This window comes from Mesorhizobium sp. WSM4904 (assembly GCF_029674545.1).
Lineage (GTDB): Bacteria > Pseudomonadota > Alphaproteobacteria > Rhizobiales > Rhizobiaceae > Mesorhizobium.
In genome coordinates, this window is sequence record NZ_CP121354.1 from 1,621,057 (window position 1) to 1,636,001 (window position 14,945).

The window sequence follows — 14,945 nt, forward strand, 5'->3', positions numbered from 1 at the left end:
CTTGGCTGACATCGGCAAGGACATCGAACGCCCGCTCGGACAGACGCTCCGGGCTCAGCGCCCTGCTTCGCGCCGCATCAGCGCCGGCATGCTCGGCGCGGCGGTCGTCGTCCTCGGAGTGATCGGCATTTCCGGTGCGATCGCATTGCGTGAGAAACCTTTCCGCAAGCCGGACGAGATGGCCGTTTCGACGCCGAAGGTGACCGCGGCGCCAACCCCTGCGCCGGCACCGGCGCCGACGCCGGCTGAAGTGGCGACGGCGAACCCCGGCGCGAGCACGCCGATGAAGAGCGGGGGCCCGCAGATCATCCACGTACAGACCGAAGAGGGCGACGGCCCGCCCAAAGCGGGTATCGTCATCCGCGATCCTTCGGCGCTTGGGCAGAATCTCAAGGTCGCGCACATCCCGGACAGGGCGCTGATCGAGGCCAGCGACAGCGGACCGCTGCCGATCCGTTCCGCCGACGGCAGGCGGCCGTTCGACGTCTATGCGCGGCCGTGGTCCGGCGCGCGCGGCGCGCGCGTGGCGATCGTCATCGGCGGGCTCGCCGTCTCGCAGACCGGCACGCAGGCGGCGATCGCCAAATTGCCGGCCGAGGTGACGCTGGCCTTCGCGCCGCAGGGCAACAGCATCGACCGCTGGATGAAGGCGGCACGCCAAAGCGGACATGAGATCGTCATGCAGATACCGCTCGAGCCGTTCGACTATCCAAACGTCAATCCGGGGCGCAATACGCTGACGGTCTCGGCGAGCCAGGACGAGAACCTGAAGAGCCTGCACTGGGCGCTGTCCAGAACGACCAACTACACCGGCGTCATGAACTATATGGGCGCGCGCTTTTCCGCCGACGCAAACGCAATGGGACCCTTCATGGCCGAGCTCGGCAAGCGCGGCCTTGCCTATGTCGACGATGGCTCGTCGGCGCGGAGCGTCGCGTCCGATCTCGCGCTGAAGGACGGCGTGCCGTTCGTGGGCGGCGACATGGCCATCGACGCGGTGCAGGATCGCGGCGAGATCCTGAAGAAGCTGGACAGCCTCGAGGCGACCGCGCGGGCCAAGGGCACGGCCGTCGGCATCGGCTCGGCCTTCGATATCACCGTCGACACGGTGACGTCCTGGGTCGCCGAGGCGAAGAAGCGCGGCATCGAGATCGTGCCGATCTCGGCTGTCGCCATCGATCCGCAAAAAGGCTAGTCATCGGCTTCTCGCCGATACTGGAATCCGGAAATGTCCAAGAAGATGATCGATCCCGAGACGTTGCCTTATCGTCCCTGCGTCGGACTGATGATCCTCAACCGCGTCGGGCTGGTCTGGGTCGGCCATCGCATCGCCGAGCCGGACAGCGAGTTTTCCGGCACGACGAAACTGTGGCAGATGCCGCAGGGCGGCATCGACGACGGCGAGGAGCCGCTCAACGCAGCGGAGCGGGAGCTCTACGAGGAAACCGGCATGCGCAGCGTGTCGCTGCTGGCCGAGGCGCCGCATTGGATCAATTACGACCTGCCGCCGCATCTGGTCGGCGTCGCCTTCAAGGGGCGCTACCGCGGCCAGACGCAGAAATGGTTCGCCTACCGCTTCGAGGGCGACGAGAGCGAGATCCGGATCAATCCGCCGCCGGGTGGCCACAAGGCCGAATTCGATCAATGGTCATGGCGGCCGATGCGGGAGCTGCCTGACCTCATCGTGCCGTTCAAGCGCCAGGTTTATGAACAGGTTGTGGGGGCTTTCGAGCATCTGGCCGGTTAGCTGCAAGCGTCGTGTGCCGCGGGCGTGTTGGGGTCTTGCGAGCGGATTCGGTTGAGCAACAGTTCGCACCGTTCGGAATCATGCTCTATTGATGCTGATGCGCTTCAAGCAAGAGGCAGGCATGAACGACACATGGCAGGCGCACTTTAACGGGACGTCGGCGCCGCCCCTCACCTGCCTGCCGGCATCCTCTCCCCGTATAGTGACGGGGAGAGGGGCGGTCTCATCGCCGGTTTCGCCAATTGCCAGCGTTGCAGGAAGGGCGCCGAGGTTGCGGCAAGCCCCTTCTCCCCGTCACTATACCCGGCAGGGCGATGAGGGGCGGCGCCGACGTCGGCAACCGGTCGGTTCCGCAACGAGTGCAGACCGTCTTTGTCCGGAGCGATTGCCCCGATGAACGACACCAAAGCGTCTTTGCCGCAAATGACCGCCACCAGCGGTTCGATGGTGAGCGAGGCAGCCGCCGGCGCGATCCTGACCATCGATCTCGGCGCCGTCCGCGAGAACTACCGGCGGCTCAAGGCGCGGCTGGCGGGCGTGCGCTGCGCCGGTGTGCTCAAGGCCGACGGCTATGGTCTCGGCGCCGCGCAGGTGGCGTCGGCGCTGATCAAGGAAGGCTGCGACATCTTCTTTGTCGCGCTGCTCGGCGAAGGCATCGCCTTGCGCAAGGCGCTTGGGCCAGGACGTGACATCTTTGTCCTGAATGGCCTGCCACCAGGCTCGGCACCGGAAGCGCTTGCGGGCGGACTTCACCCCGTCATCAACAGCGTCGCTCAGTTGAAGGCGTGGCGCGAAACGGCACGAGCCGCCGGTCGAAAGTTGCCTGCCGCGGTCCAGGTCGACAGCGGCATGTCGCGGCTCGGCATGCCTCCGGCCGAAGTCGCCGCGCTCGCCAAGGATGCTTTCGACGGCATCGATATCCGGTTCGCAATGAGCCACCTCGCCTGTGCCGATGAGCCGCGCAATCCCGCCAACGAAGCACAACGGCTGGCTTTCGAGCGGCTGCGCGGGATGTTGCCCGAGGCCCCGGCCTCGCTCGCCAACTCGTCCGGCATTTTCCTCGGGGCCTCCTACCACTACGATCTCGCTCGTCCGGGCGCCGCGCTCTACGGCATCAACCCGACGCCGGGCGAAGCCAACCCAATGCTGCCGGTGGTGCGGCTGCAGGCGAAGGTGGCGCAGACGCGCAGCGTCGAAGACGGCGCCGGCATCGGCTACGGCCACACTTACCATGCGCGCGGACCGCTCAGGCTGGCGACGATCTCGCTCGGCTATGCCGATGGCTGGCACCGGCGCGCCGCTTCGGCCGCCTGGTTCGAGGGCGTGCGGCTGCCTTTCGTCGGGCGGGTATCGATGGATTCGATCATCCTCGATATTTCGGCGCTTCCGGCCGGCAGGCTGGGCGAGGGCGACCTCGTCGAGCTCATCGGCCCGTGGCAAGGCGTCGACGACGCCGCCGCACATGCCGGCACCATCGGCTACGAGGTGCTGACCAGCCTGGGCGCGCGCTTTCACCGCCGCTATATCGGCGCATGACCGCGCTTGGCGGACGCAACAAAATCCGGCAGACAGATGAAAGGGCCAACGCCGTCAGGCGTTCGGTCGGCTTTGAGGGAGCATAGAATGAAAGTCCTGGTGATGGGCGGCGGCGTGATCGGGGTCACCACCGCCTACTTCCTTGCAGAGGCCGGCCATGAAGTCACGGTGATAGACCGGCAGCAGGGGCCAGCGCTGGAAACCAGCTTCGCCAATGCCGGCGAAGTGTCGCCCGGCTATGCCTCGCCTTGGGCCGGACCCGGCATCCCGGTGAAAGCGGTCAAATGGCTCTTGATGAAATACGGTCCGCTGGTGGTCCGTCCCGCCTTCGATCCGCATATGTGGACGTGGCTCCTCAAGATGCTGCGCAACTGCACGGCCGAGCGCTATGCGCTCAACAAGTCGCGCATGGTGCCGGTCGCCGAGTACAGCCGCGACACGCTGAAGGCGCTGCGTGCCGCGACCGGCATCAGCTATGACGAGCGGTCCAAGGGCACGCTGCAGCTGTTCCGCAAGCAGAAGCAGCTCGACGGTACCGGCGGCGACGTCGAGGTGCTGAAGAAATATGGCGTTCCCTACGAGATCCTCGATCGGGACGGCTGCATCGCGGCCGAGCCGGCGCTGGCGGGCGTGCGGGAAAAATTCGTCGGCGGGCTGAGATTGCCCGGCGACGAAACCGGCGACTGCAAGATGTTCACCGAGAAGCTCGCCGAACTCTGCGTCGCGCGCGGCGTCACCTTCGAATACGCCACGACGATCCGGCGCGTCGTCAGGAACCGCAATCGCGTCGTCCAGGTCGGCACCGACAAGGGCTGGCGGACGGCGGATGCCTATGTGATGGCGCTGGGCAGCTATTCGGCTCCCTTCATGCGCAAGATGAAGCGGCCGATACCGGTCTATCCGGTCAAGGGCTATTCCATCACCGTGCCGATCACGAATGCGGAAGCAGCGCCGGTGTCGACCGTCATGGACGAGACCTACAAGGTGGCGATCACCAGGCTCGGCGACCGCATCCGCGTCGGTGGCACCGCGGAGATTTCGGGCTTCGACCTGCGCCTGCATGAATCGCGCCGCCGCACGCTCGAGCATTCCGTGGGCGACCTGTTTCCGGGCGGCGGCGACCTCAAGGCCGCGATCTTCTGGTGCGGCTTGCGGCCGATGACGCCCGACGGGCCGCCGCTGGTCGGCCAGAGCGAGCTGTCCAACCTCTATCTCAACACCGGTCACGGCACGCTGGGCTGGACCATGGCCTGCGGCTCGGCCAAGGTGCTTTCCGACATCATGTCCAACCGGGTGCCGGAGATCAACGCGCTCGACCTCAGCCCGGACCGGTACGTCAAGGCGTAGAGCGGTTGGCGCAATTCCGGACGGAAAGCCGTCACACTTTTCCTGGAATTGCCCTAGAGCAGTTCACCGTTTCACGGAAACGCCGAACCGCTCTAACTCTTTGTTTTTACGCAATTCCGGGCGGAAAACCGCTCACACTTTTCCTGGAATTGCTCTGAAGCGCGTCGCGACAAAAAGGGATTGAGGCGAGGCAGTTTAAGCTCTCGAAGCACCGGTCGTGCTATCGTCGCCTAAGGCGGGAGACGTTTTGATGCGGCCAATTCTTTTGATTGCAGCGACCGGATATCTGGTCTGCGCCTCGGCGGCGCTTGCCGCGGACAAGACCGTTCACGACAAGGAGCATGGCTTTTCGCTGACCTATCCCGAGGGATGGACGAGCGAGGCCCCGTCCGGTAACTCCATACGGCTCAGGATCCGATCCGGGGAAGGCCTGGTCTGCCGGGTGTCGGAGAATCCCTACGACCCGTCCAATCCGGACAATCCGCCCGATCCCAAGGCTTTCATCGAGAAGGACTGGTCGCCGAGCGACTGGCAGACGATGATCGGCGTCGCCTTTGGCTCGGCCAGCTTCAGCAAGGACAGGCTTGCTCGATTTCCGGACGGCTACCCCGTGCGGATAGCAGATATGGATTTCTACTATTTCGATGACAATGTCAGCTTCCACGGTCATTCCAGCATTGCGCTTACGCTGCGTCGCGCGCATTTCGGCTTCGTGAACTGCGGGATCACGGGCGACGACGCCGAAGAGGCGGCGCGGAAGTGGGCGCCGGTGGCGGAAGAGGCCGAAAAGGTGGTGAGCTCGTTCGTGCTCGACGCGGATTAGTTCCTCAACGCCGGGATTTGAAAGGTTGCAGGCCTCTGCGGGCAAGATTTTCACCATCCATTTCGGTGAAATCAGCGCAGGCGTTGGGGATTGGCTGAAGCCTCCCAACGAGGTCGGACCGTCTCGGCCAATGTTCAAGGCATAGCAGCTGTCAACGCGAACATAGCCGACCGGTCGACGTTTCTGTGCCGGGGAACGTTTCGCTTAAGCGGTCACAGCTAGATAATGTTCTAGACAAAAAGCCCGCGTTCCCGCTCGACGGCCTTGGTGATGAAATTGGCGACGAGCTGGACGCGGCGCAGCGGCCTCACCGATTCGTGATAGACCAGCCAATAGGCGCGGCGGATGGGCGCGACGATGTCGACCGGCACCAGCTCGGGCATCGAGCGGGCGACGAAAGTGTGCAGGATGCCGATACCCGCGCCGGAGCGCACCGCTTCCGCCTGGCCGAGCGCCGAGGAGATGGCGAAGCTCGAGCGCCAGTCCGGGCTGAACTCGGCGGCGTAGTCGAGCGAGGGACTGACGATGAGGTCGGGAACGTAGCCGATCAGCGTGTGCCGGCCGAGCTCGGCTGCCATCCTGGGCAGGCCATTCGCCTCGGCATAGGCGCGGGAGGCGAATAGCCCGAGCGTATAGTCGACCAGCTTTCCCGCCACCAATCGTCCCTCGGTCGGCCGCTCGACGGTGATGGCGATGTCGGCCTCGCGCCGCGACAGCGAGAAGGAACGCGGCACCGGCACCAGCTGGATGGTGAGCTCGCGGTGCAGTGTTGTGATCTCGCCCAGGCGCTTGGCGAGGAAAGCGACGCCGAAACCGTCGGGCGCGCCGATGCGCACCGTGCCGGAGACGTCGTCGCCCTCGCCGGCGATGGTCGAGCGCGCGGCGATCATGTCGCCCTCCATGCGTTCGGCAATGTCGAGGAAGCGCTCGCCGGCCGGTGTCAGCTCGCTGCCGGTGGTCAGGCGGCGGAAAAGCTTCGTGCGCAGCGCTTCCTCGAGCGCCGCGATGCGACGCGAGACGGTGGCATGGTTGAGCTCCAGGCGTTTTGCCGCGCCGAGGATCTGCCCGGCGCGCGCCACGGCGAGGAAGATGCGCACGTCATCCCAGTTCATGGGGATGACCTTGATGATAACGGTCAAAGCCGCGTTCCTTCGCTCCCCCCTCTGTCCTGCCGGACATCTCCCCCACAAGGAGGGAGATCGGCAGCTCCGCCGCCGGCTCATCTGTTTCGACGTTGGTGATTGGCGAAGGCAAAAATGAGAGCGCAATCTCCCCCCAAGTGGGGGAGACGTCCGGCAGGACAGAGGGGGGTGTGAAGGAACGCAAGCCTCTACTCCTTTGAGCGTCCAGGCCGCACCGCCATTTGCGGCAATTAATGCACGGCTTCGCGCAGTTGTCTATTTTCCGCACAACGGTTGCGATCTTCCTCGCGTTGCCATCGCCGGCGCAAAGGCGGACAATGCCTCATCACCAAACAGGGAGAGAAACCATGATCGAATACGGTCATTTCATCGGCGGCAAGCGTGTCGCCGGCACCAGCGGCCGCAAGCAGGATGTCATGCAGCCGATGGACGGCTCCGTCCGCGCCACGGTGGCGCTGGCCTCGGCGCAGGAACTGCGCGCCGCGGTCGAGAACGCCAAGGCCGCGCAGGTCAAGTGGGGCGCCACCAATCCGCAGCGCCGCGTGCGCGTGCTGATGAAGTTTCTCGAGCTGGTCCAGCGCGACTATGAAGAGCTGGCCGACATCCTGGCGCGCGAGCACGGCAAGACGATCGCCGACGCGCGCGGCGACATCCAGCGCGGCCTCGAGGTGGTCGAGGTCTGCATCGGCGCGCCGCACATGATGAAGGGCGAGTTCACCGACGGCGCCGGCCCCGGCATCGACACCTATTCGATGCGTCAGCCGCTCGGCGTCGTCGCCGGCATCACGCCGTTCAACTTCCCGGCGATGATCCCGCTGTGGAAGATCGCTCCGGCGATCGCCTGCGGCAACGCCTTCATCCTGAAGCCGTCGGAGCGCGATCCGGGCGTGCCGATCCGCATCGCCGAGCTGTTCATCGAGGCCGGCCTGCCGGAAGGCGTGCTGAACGTCGTCAACGGCGACAAGGAAGTAGTAGACGCCATCCTCGACGATCCGGACATCAAGGCCATCGGCTTCGTCGGCTCGACGCCGATCGCCCAGTACATCTATGCGCGCGGCTGCGCGGCGGGAAAGCGCGTGCAATGCTTCGGCGGCGCCAAGAACCACATGATCATCATGCCCGACGCCGACATGGACCAGACCGTCGACGCCCTCGTCGGCGCCGGATACGGCTCGGCCGGCGAGCGCTGCATGGCGATCTCGGTGGCCGTGCCGGTCGGCAACGACACCGCCAACCGGCTGATGGAGAAGCTGGTGCCGCGCGTCGAAAGCCTGAAGGTCGGTCCGTCGACGGATTCTTCCGCCGATTTCGGCCCGCTGGTAACGGCGCAGGCACTGGAGCGCGTGAAGGGTTACGTCGATCTCGGGGTCAAGGAAGGCGCCAAGCTCGTCGTCGACGGCCGCGGCTTCAAGATGCAGGGCTACGAGAGCGGCTACTACATGGGTGGCTGCCTGTTCGACAACGTGACGCCGGACATGCGCATCTACAAGGAAGAGATTTTCGGGCCGGTCCTGTCCGTGGTGCGCGCGCCGACCTACGAGAACGCCATCAAGCTCGCCAACGACCATGAGATGGGCAACGGCGTCGCCATCTTCACCCGCGACGGCGACGCCGCGCGTGACTTCGCTTCCAGGGTCCAGGTCGGCATGGTCGGCGTCAACGTGCCGATCCCGGTGCCGATCGCCTATTACACCTTCGGCGGCTGGAAGGCCTCGTCCTTCGGCGACCTCAACCAGCACGGGCCTGACGCGTTCCGCTTCTATACCAAGACCAAGACGGTCACCTCGCGCTGGCCGTCGGGCATCAAGGATGGCGCTGAATTCGTCATTCCGACGATGAACTAGCCCGACGGTTTCCTTGTTTGCGCGTCCTCGCGGCGTCGCGGCTGCGGGCGCGCGGCAAGGCATCAAGGACGGCGCTGAATTCGTCATTCCGACGATGAACTAGCCCGACGGTTTCCTTGTTTGCGCGTCCTCGCCGCGTTGCGGCTGCGGGCGCGCGGCAAGGCATTAAGGATGGCGCTGAGTTCGTCATCCCGACGATGAACCAGCCCGACGGTTTCCTTGTTAGCGCGTCCTCGCCGCTTTGCGGCTGCGGGCGCGCGGCAAGGCATCAAGGATGGCGCTGAATTCGTCATTCCGACGACCAACCGACCTGAGAAAGCCAACAAAGAAGAAAGCGTGGCGCCGGCCGCGCTTTCTTTTTGGGCTTATGGAGGGAGGCTCGTTGGCCTTCACCTCATTCATATTGCAGGCAAGCTTGTCACGCTGCCCGGTGCACGTCTCGACAAGCGCGGTGCAGCTTGAAGGATATGACTTTCGACGCGACACGCGCCGAGCGCATCTGCACATCCTAATAATTCCGCCGGTGTGTGATGGAACCAACAGGCGGCCATCCGCCTTAGCCTGTATTCCTGCGATGCGTGCAGGCTAATCAACAGCGCCGGTTGCTGCCGGGGTTCTCGTCTGGCGCGAGGAGGTGTCAGATGACACGATTTCTTTTGGCGACGACGTTCCTTGCTGTGGCTGCGGTGGCCGGCGGGACCATCCAGGCCAATGCGGCCGCGCAATGCGCACCACGCGCCGACATCATCAAGGCGCTCGGCGACAAGTTCCACGAAAGCGAAGCAGGGCGCGGGCTGATCAATCCGAACGTCGTGCTCGAGATCTTCGTCTCCGACCAGGGCAGTTGGACTGTCCTTGCCTCCGACACCAAAGGGCAAAGCTGCATCCTTTCCGTCGGCGAAGGCTGGGACAGTCCTTCGATCAAGGCTGCCTTGCCGGGCGCCTGAACAGCCAGGCGGCCTGGCTAAAGCACCCCAACGGCTCTTAAGCGAACATCGGCCGAGGCGCTCCCAACGCCTGCTTGTTTACGAGGCCGGGGTTCACCATATCGAATCCAGGGAGTCATGATCTCCCTGCGACAGACCGGAAACCAGAAGGAGTGACGCGATGAAGACGTCCAATCCGGCCTGGAGCGTTCCGGCACACTGAGGCGGCCAAATGTGCCTCCCTTGCCGGAATGCGAAGGCAAAGGAGGTGCCCTATGGCACGCATTTTTTCGTATCGATGGATGAAGCCGGCGGCCATCGGCTCCGTGATGATGTTGTCGTCATTCCCCGCGCAATCGCAAGTCATCTGCGGCGGCCATGACTATCTGGTCTCGAGACTGACGGCGGCATTCGAGGAGAAACGGCTCGGCTACGGCGTGGCCGGAGAAGCCGCCATCTTCGAGGTCTTTGTGTCGGCAAGCGGAACCTGGACCATCCTGATGACCGACGTCAAAGGCCAAAGCTGCATCCTGGCGGCGGGCGACGGATGGGAAGACACGCTGGCCACCGCAGTCAGGCAGCCGGGCGGTTGAAACGCCTGGGCAAGTGAAGACCTGCCGGCTCAACGCGTCGCGGCCACCTCGGCGTGGCCGCGCAGCAGCGTCATCAGCTTCTTGGCATCCTTGGCGGCGGCTTCCTCGTCGCCGTCCAGGATCGAGCGGATCAACGCGACATGATGCTCGGCCGACTCGGCAAGGCCAGTATCCGCCTTATAACGGAACCAGAAGCGGCGGCTGTGCGTCTGCAGGGGGGCGGCGACGCGCGCCGCGAAGGGGTTGTCGGCCGCGATCGCCAGGGCTTCGTCGAGCGCCTTGTCGGCCTGGATGAAGGCAAGCACGTTGCCGGAGATCACCGCCTTCTGCATGGCCAGCGCCGCATCGTGAAACAGGTCCGCGGCCTCGCGGGTGACGAAGCGGGCGGCGGAGCGGGCAAGCACCACCTCGATGCCGCGCCTGGCGTCGATGACGCGCAGCCAGTCGCCGGGGTGAAGCGGCGCCACCGCGATGCCGGCGCGCGGCCTGACGTCGAGCAAGCCCTCCCAGGCCAGCCTCTGGATCGCCTCGCGCACCGGGGTGCGGCCGAGGCCCAGCCGCTCGATTAGCGCGCCCTCGGTAACGAAGCTCGCCGGCGCCAGTTCGAGGGTCACGATCATGTGCTCCAGCACGCGATAGGCCTTGGTCGCGACCGGCTCGAAGGCCGGGTTCGTCTCGATGGATATCAGTGGAGATATCAAAGTCAGGCTCCTGATATATTTTTTATATATTATAGCGGATTCAGCGTTGACAGGCCAATTCTTAATAAATATACGGCTGATATATCAGATGGAGATCAGCCATGTGGGCCGGAGTTTTCCCCGCAGTCACGACCAAATTCACCACCGACGACCGCCTCGACCATGCCGAGATGGAACGCTGCTACGGATTGCAGATGGAGGCCGGCTGCGACGGCATCGTCGTCTGCGGCTCGCTCGGCGAAGGGCCGATGCTGTCGCCTGACGAGAAGATCGAGGTGCTGAAGACGGCGCAGAAGGTCGCCGGCAACAAGCCGGTGCTTCTGACCGTCAACGAGCCCGGCACGCGGGAAGCAACAAGCATCGCGCGCCGCGCCGCCAGGGAGGGTGCCAATGGCCTTATGGTGGTGCCGAGCCCGATCTACCACACCGACCGCCAAGAGACGGTCGCCGCTCTTCGCGCCGTCGCGGAAGCCGGCGACCTGCCGGTCATGATCTACTCCAACCGGCTCGCCTATCGCGTCGACGTCACCGTCGACCTGATGGAGGAGCTCGCCTCCGACAAGCGCTTCGCCGCCATCAAGGAATCGTCCGACGACATCCGTCGCTCGACCGAAATCATCAACCGCCTCGGCGACCGCTACGACCTCTTCACCGGCGTCGACAACCTCGCCTTCGAGGCGCTGTCGGTCGGCGCCATCGGCTGGGTGGCCGGCCTGGTCACCGCCTTCCCACGCGAGACCGTCGCCATCTACCAGCTGATGAGAAAGGGCCGCCGCGAGGATGCGCTGAAGATCTACCGCTGGTTCCGGCCGCTGCTCGACCTCGATGTCTCGACCTATCTGGTCCAAAACATCAAGCTTGCTGAAGTGCTGGCGATCGATACCAATGACCGCGTTCGCATGCCGCGCCGGCCGCTGTCGGGCGAGCGCCGCAAGGCGGTGGAAAAGATCGTCAGGGATGCGCTGGCCGTGCGCCCGGTACTGCCGGCCTTTTGAAGGTGAAAATGTTGCAGGGCGCGGAGCGAGGCGAAGACATGCGGCGCGGCATGCAGCCATGACAAGCGATATTTCGATCGACATCGCCGTCATCGGCGGCGGCATCATCGGCATCTGCGCGGCGGCGCTGCTCACCGAGGCGGGCCGCGGCGTCACCGTCTTCGATCGCACCGGCATCTGCGAGGAGACGAGCTCGGGCAACGCCGCCGCCTTCGCCTTCTCCGACGTGCTGCCGCTGGCGCATAAGGGCATGATCAGGCAGTTGCCGAAATGGCTTGCCGATCCGCTCGGGCCTCTGACCATTCCGCCCGCCTATCTGCCCAAACTCCTGCCTTGGCTATTCCGCTTCTGGCGCGCCGGTGCCGGCAAGCATTACGAAGCGAGCCTCGCGGCGCAGGTCGGCATGATGAAGCTCGCCGAGGCCGAATGGATGGGCCTGCTCGACCGCTCCGGCACGAAGCCGATGCTGCGCGAGGAGGGCTCGCTCGAACTCTACGGAAGCGAGGCGGAGTTCCGCGCCTCATTGTCTGGTTGGGCGGCTCGCGAGCGCTTCGGCATCGGCTTCCGCCATGTCGAGGGCGAGGAGATGGCGGCTCTGCAGCCCGGCCTGTCATCGCGCTTCGTCAAGGGCACCTTCGTGCCGAGCTGGAAGACGGTCGCCGATCCGCAGCTGCTCGGCAAGGCGGTTTGGGCCTATGCGGAGCGGCTCGGCGCCCGCTTCGAGCATGGGCGCATCGATCGCGCCGAAGCCGGCGCGGATGGCGCCACGATCGTGCTTGCCGACGGCACGAGGCGGAAGGCGAGGCGACTCGTCATTGCGGCCGGCGCGTGGTCGCATCTGCTGGCCAGGAATCTCGGCGACCGCATCCCGCTGGAGACCGAGCGCGGCTACAACACGACGCTGCCGGCGTCGGCCTTCGACGTGAAGCGGCAATTGATCTTTTCCGGGCACGGCTTCGTCATCACGCCGCTGCAAACGGGCCTGCGGGTCGGCGGCGCCGTCGAGCTCGGCGGCATCGAGCGGCCACCGAATTTCCAGCGCTCGAAGGCGATGCTGGAAAAGGCAAAACGCTTCCTGCCGGGGCTCGATCCGTCGGGCGGCCGCGAATGGATGGGGTTCCGACCGTCGCTGCCGGATTCGCTGCCGGTGATCGGCGCGGCGCGGGCGCCGAACGTCTTCTACGCGTTCGGTCACGGCCATCTCGGCCTGACCCAGGCTGCTGCGACCGGCCGCTTGATCCGCGATCTCGTTCTCGGGCAGGCTCCATCGCTCGATCTCGCCCCTTTCCGACCGCAACGGTTCTGACATTCCCCAAGAATTCTGATATTTCAGGGAGCCATCATGGCCAAGAAATCCTTCTTCTGCATAGACGGCCACACCTGCGGCAACCCGGTGCGGCTGGTCGCCGGCGGCGGGCCGCTGCTCCAGGGCGCGACGATGATGGAGCGGCGCGCGCATTTTCTTGCCGAGTATGACTGGATCCGCACCGGGCTGATGTTCGAGCCGCGCGGCCATGACGTGATGTCGGGCTCGATCCTCTATCCGCCGACGCGCGAGGACTGCGATATCGCGATCCTGTTCATCGAGACCTCGGGCTGCCTGCCGATGTGCGGCCACGGCACGATCGGCACCGTCACGATGGCGATCGAGCACGGTCTGGTGAAGCCGAAGACGCCGGGTGTGCTCAGGCTCGACACGCCGGCCGGCCTCGTCATCGCCGAATACAGCCAAGTCGGCGAATATGTCGAGGAAGTGCGCATCACCAACGTGCCGTCCTTCCTCTATGCCGAAGGACTGACGGTCGAATGCCCGGTGCTTGGCGAGATCAGCGTCGACGTCGCCTATGGCGGCAATTTCTACGCCATCGTCGAACCGCAGAAGAACTATCGCGACATGGCCGATCATTCGGCCGGCGATCTCATCGCCTGGAGCCCGGTGGTGCGCCAGCGGCTCAACGAGAAATACTCATTCGTGCATCCGGAGAATCCCGGCATCAACCGGCTGTCGCACATGCTGTGGACCGGCAAGCCGAGAGATGCCGAGGCCGATGCGCGCAACGCCGTCTTCTATGGCGACAAGGCGATCGACCGCTCGCCTTGCGGCACCGGAACCTCGGCGCGCATGGCACAGCTCCACGCCAAGGGCAAGCTCAAGGCCGGCGACAGTTTCGTGCATGAATCGATCATCGGCTCGCTGTTCAAGGGCAGGGTCGAAAAAGAGGTCAGCGTGGCCGGCAAACCGGCGATCATCCCCTCGATCGGCGGCTGGGCGCGCATGACGGGATTGAACACCATCTTCATCGACGACCGCGATCCGTTCGCGCATGGATTCGTCGTCAAATAATCGCACCCCGGCCGAGGCGTCAGGCCGCTTTGCCGCCCGTCGAAACCTGATCGCGAAACCAGTCGGCAAATGTGATCTCGGCCGCCGAGGGCTGCGCCGACATGGTGAGATAGTAGCCTTTGTCCTCGTCGGTCGCGATGTCGGAGACGACAACGAGATCGCCGCGCCGCAATTCCTCGCGAAAGACTTCGATCGGGCAGAGGGCGACGCCGTGGCCGGCGATGACGGCCGTCGCCAGTATGTTGAAATCAGCAAAGACGGGCCCGTTGCCGACATCGGCACCGGCCATGCCGGCCTGCGAGAACCAATCGCGCCAGCCCTGCCGAGTTTCGTCATGCAAAAGGTCCGCCGCGGCAATGTCCGCCGGCGCTCCGAGCTGGCCTTTGCGAGCCAGGTAGTGCGGGCTGCAGGCGGGTTTGCTGATGCGGGAAAAGAGCTTGAGGCTGGTGGCCCTCGGAGACGGATCCGCGCCGAGAGTGATCAGGACGTCGTTGTCGTCATCGAGCCGATCCTCGGCCTTCGCATAGGCGACGCGGATCGCAATCTCGGGGTGACGGGCAGTAAAGTCCGACAGGCGCGGGACCAGCCAACGGCTGGCAATGGAAGGGATACAGCCCACCGATAGCGACGCTGCGACGGCGTTCCTGCGGATACGCCGGCAGGCGATCGCCAGATCGGAGAGCGCCGCGCTCGCCGACGCCTGCAAGGCCAGCCCTGCGTCGGTCAAGCGCACCTTGCGGGCATCGCGATGAAACAGCGCCACGCCGAGCCATTCCTCCAAGCGCCTTATCTGGTGGCTGATGGCAGGGTGGGTGACGTGAAGCTCCTCACCGGCGGCGGAAAAGCTGAGGTGGCGGGCGGTCGCTTCAAAAGCCCGGATTGCATTCAGCGGCAGGTAATCCATCTGTAAGAATCTCTAACAGGTAGCGCTAAAATCCATCATTTGA

15 protein-coding genes are annotated in these 14,945 nt (G+C 64.8%); 12 read left to right on the top strand and 3 right to left on the bottom strand.

Annotation, left to right across the window (positions count from 1 at the left end; genetic code table 11):
* Window position 1: 1 nt before the first annotated feature.
* The 5 genes from QAZ47_RS07555 (at window position 2) to QAZ47_RS07575 (ending at window position 5,453) form a co-directional block, all read left to right on the top strand.
* A complete protein-coding gene (locus QAZ47_RS07555) occupies window positions 2-1,195 on the top strand; it encodes a divergent polysaccharide deacetylase family protein (protein WP_278232812.1) in 1,194 nt (397 codons plus the stop codon).
* 33 nt (window positions 1,196-1,228) lie between these two features.
* Window positions 1,229-1,747, top strand: coding sequence for an RNA pyrophosphohydrolase (locus tag QAZ47_RS07560; RefSeq protein ID WP_278232813.1), 519 nt, complete (start codon window positions 1,229-1,231; stop codon window positions 1,745-1,747).
* 393 nt (window positions 1,748-2,140) lie between these two features.
* A complete protein-coding gene (alr, locus tag QAZ47_RS07565) occupies window positions 2,141-3,283 on the top strand; it encodes an alanine racemase (RefSeq protein WP_278232814.1) in 1,143 nt (380 codons plus the stop codon).
* An 87-nt stretch (window positions 3,284-3,370) separates the two neighbouring features.
* Window positions 3,371-4,630: a D-amino acid dehydrogenase gene (locus QAZ47_RS07570; RefSeq protein ID WP_278232815.1), complete on the top strand. Its 1,260-nt coding sequence runs from the start codon at window positions 3,371-3,373 to the stop codon at window positions 4,628-4,630.
* A gap of 250 nt (window positions 4,631-4,880) precedes the next feature.
* Window positions 4,881-5,453: a hypothetical protein gene (locus tag QAZ47_RS07575; RefSeq protein WP_278206070.1), complete on the top strand. Its 573-nt coding sequence runs from the start codon at window positions 4,881-4,883 to the stop codon at window positions 5,451-5,453.
* Between the two features lie 230 nt (window positions 5,454-5,683).
* Here the strand turns inward: QAZ47_RS07575 and QAZ47_RS07580 are convergent, their stop codons facing one another.
* Window positions 5,684-6,565 carry a LysR family transcriptional regulator gene (locus QAZ47_RS07580; RefSeq protein ID WP_278233777.1) on the bottom strand — a complete coding sequence of 294 codons (882 nt, stop codon included), beginning with the start codon at window positions 6,563-6,565 and terminating at the stop codon, window positions 5,684-5,686.
* A gap of 377 nt (window positions 6,566-6,942) precedes the next feature.
* On the opposite strand from QAZ47_RS07580, the gene QAZ47_RS07585 reads away from it, so the two are divergent.
* The 4 genes from QAZ47_RS07585 to QAZ47_RS07600 all read left to right on the top strand — a co-directional run bounded on the left by QAZ47_RS07585 (window position 6,943) and on the right by QAZ47_RS07600 (window position 9,958).
* Window positions 6,943-8,439, top strand: coding sequence for a CoA-acylating methylmalonate-semialdehyde dehydrogenase (locus QAZ47_RS07585; RefSeq protein ID WP_278232816.1), 1,497 nt, complete (start codon window positions 6,943-6,945; stop codon window positions 8,437-8,439).
* Between the two features lie 219 nt (window positions 8,440-8,658).
* Window positions 8,659-8,901, top strand: coding sequence for a hypothetical protein (locus tag QAZ47_RS07590; protein ID WP_278232817.1), 243 nt, complete (start codon window positions 8,659-8,661; stop codon window positions 8,899-8,901).
* Between the two features lie 179 nt (window positions 8,902-9,080).
* On the top strand, window positions 9,081-9,386 hold the full coding sequence (locus QAZ47_RS07595) for a hypothetical protein (RefSeq protein WP_278232818.1): 306 nt from the start codon (window positions 9,081-9,083) through the stop codon (window positions 9,384-9,386).
* A 254-nt stretch (window positions 9,387-9,640) separates the two neighbouring features.
* On the top strand, window positions 9,641-9,958 hold the full coding sequence (locus QAZ47_RS07600) for a hypothetical protein (protein WP_278206073.1): 318 nt from the start codon (window positions 9,641-9,643) through the stop codon (window positions 9,956-9,958).
* 29 nt (window positions 9,959-9,987) lie between these two features.
* Here the strand turns inward: QAZ47_RS07600 and QAZ47_RS07605 are convergent, their stop codons facing one another.
* On the bottom strand, window positions 9,988-10,647 hold the full coding sequence (locus tag QAZ47_RS07605) for a GntR family transcriptional regulator (protein ID WP_278233778.1): 660 nt from the start codon (window positions 10,645-10,647) through the stop codon (window positions 9,988-9,990).
* A gap of 113 nt (window positions 10,648-10,760) precedes the next feature.
* Here QAZ47_RS07605 and QAZ47_RS07610 point away from each other — a divergent pair, with 113 nt between their 5' ends.
* Genes QAZ47_RS07610 through QAZ47_RS07620 form a run of 3 tightly spaced genes read left to right on the top strand, consistent with a single transcriptional unit; the run spans window position 10,761 to window position 13,998 of the window.
* Window positions 10,761-11,654 (top strand): dihydrodipicolinate synthase family protein, encoded by an 894-nt coding sequence (locus QAZ47_RS07610; RefSeq protein ID WP_278232819.1) that lies wholly within the window; start codon window positions 10,761-10,763, stop codon window positions 11,652-11,654.
* Window positions 11,655-11,712: 58 nt separating this feature from the next.
* Window positions 11,713-12,960, top strand: a complete 1,248-nt coding sequence (locus tag QAZ47_RS07615; RefSeq protein ID WP_278232820.1) for an FAD-binding oxidoreductase — start codon at window positions 11,713-11,715, stop codon at window positions 12,958-12,960.
* 36 nt (window positions 12,961-12,996) lie between these two features.
* On the top strand, window positions 12,997-13,998 hold the full coding sequence (locus QAZ47_RS07620; RefSeq protein ID WP_278206077.1) for a 4-hydroxyproline epimerase: 1,002 nt from the start codon (window positions 12,997-12,999) through the stop codon (window positions 13,996-13,998).
* A gap of 19 nt (window positions 13,999-14,017) precedes the next feature.
* Here the strand turns inward: QAZ47_RS07620 and QAZ47_RS07625 are convergent, their stop codons facing one another.
* Window positions 14,018-14,902: a LysR substrate-binding domain-containing protein gene (locus QAZ47_RS07625; protein ID WP_278206078.1), complete on the bottom strand. Its 885-nt coding sequence runs from the start codon at window positions 14,900-14,902 to the stop codon at window positions 14,018-14,020.
* Between the last annotated feature and the right edge of the window lie 43 nt (window positions 14,903-14,945).

What these genes read in the sequence shown, in the direction of transcription:
- QAZ47_RS07560 (WP_278232813.1), top strand. Translation starts at nt 1,229, where the DNA reads ATGTCCAAGAAGATGATCGATCCCGAGACGTTGCCTTATCGTCCCTGC.
- QAZ47_RS07600 (WP_278206073.1), top strand. Translation starts at nt 9,641, where the DNA reads ATGGCACGCATTTTTTCGTATCGATGGATGAAGCCGGCGGCCATCGGC.
- alr (WP_278232814.1), top strand. Translation starts at nt 2,141, where the DNA reads ATGAACGACACCAAAGCGTCTTTGCCGCAAATGACCGCCACCAGCGGT.
- QAZ47_RS07620 (WP_278206077.1), top strand. Translation starts at nt 12,997, where the DNA reads ATGGCCAAGAAATCCTTCTTCTGCATAGACGGCCACACCTGCGGCAAC.
- QAZ47_RS07625 (WP_278206078.1), bottom strand. Translation starts at nt 14,902, where the DNA reads ATGGATTACCTGCCGCTGAATGCAATCCGGGCTTTTGAAGCGACCGCC.
- QAZ47_RS07570 (WP_278232815.1), top strand. Translation starts at nt 3,371, where the DNA reads ATGAAAGTCCTGGTGATGGGCGGCGGCGTGATCGGGGTCACCACCGCC.
- QAZ47_RS07615 (WP_278232820.1), top strand. Translation starts at nt 11,713, where the DNA reads ATGACAAGCGATATTTCGATCGACATCGCCGTCATCGGCGGCGGCATC.
- QAZ47_RS07595 (WP_278232818.1), top strand. Translation starts at nt 9,081, where the DNA reads ATGACACGATTTCTTTTGGCGACGACGTTCCTTGCTGTGGCTGCGGTG.
- QAZ47_RS07580 (WP_278233777.1), bottom strand. Translation starts at nt 6,565, where the DNA reads ATGAACTGGGATGACGTGCGCATCTTCCTCGCCGTGGCGCGCGCCGGG.
- QAZ47_RS07585 (WP_278232816.1), top strand. Translation starts at nt 6,943, where the DNA reads ATGATCGAATACGGTCATTTCATCGGCGGCAAGCGTGTCGCCGGCACC.
- QAZ47_RS07610 (WP_278232819.1), top strand. Translation starts at nt 10,761, where the DNA reads ATGTGGGCCGGAGTTTTCCCCGCAGTCACGACCAAATTCACCACCGAC.
- QAZ47_RS07575 (WP_278206070.1), top strand. Translation starts at nt 4,881, where the DNA reads ATGCGGCCAATTCTTTTGATTGCAGCGACCGGATATCTGGTCTGCGCC.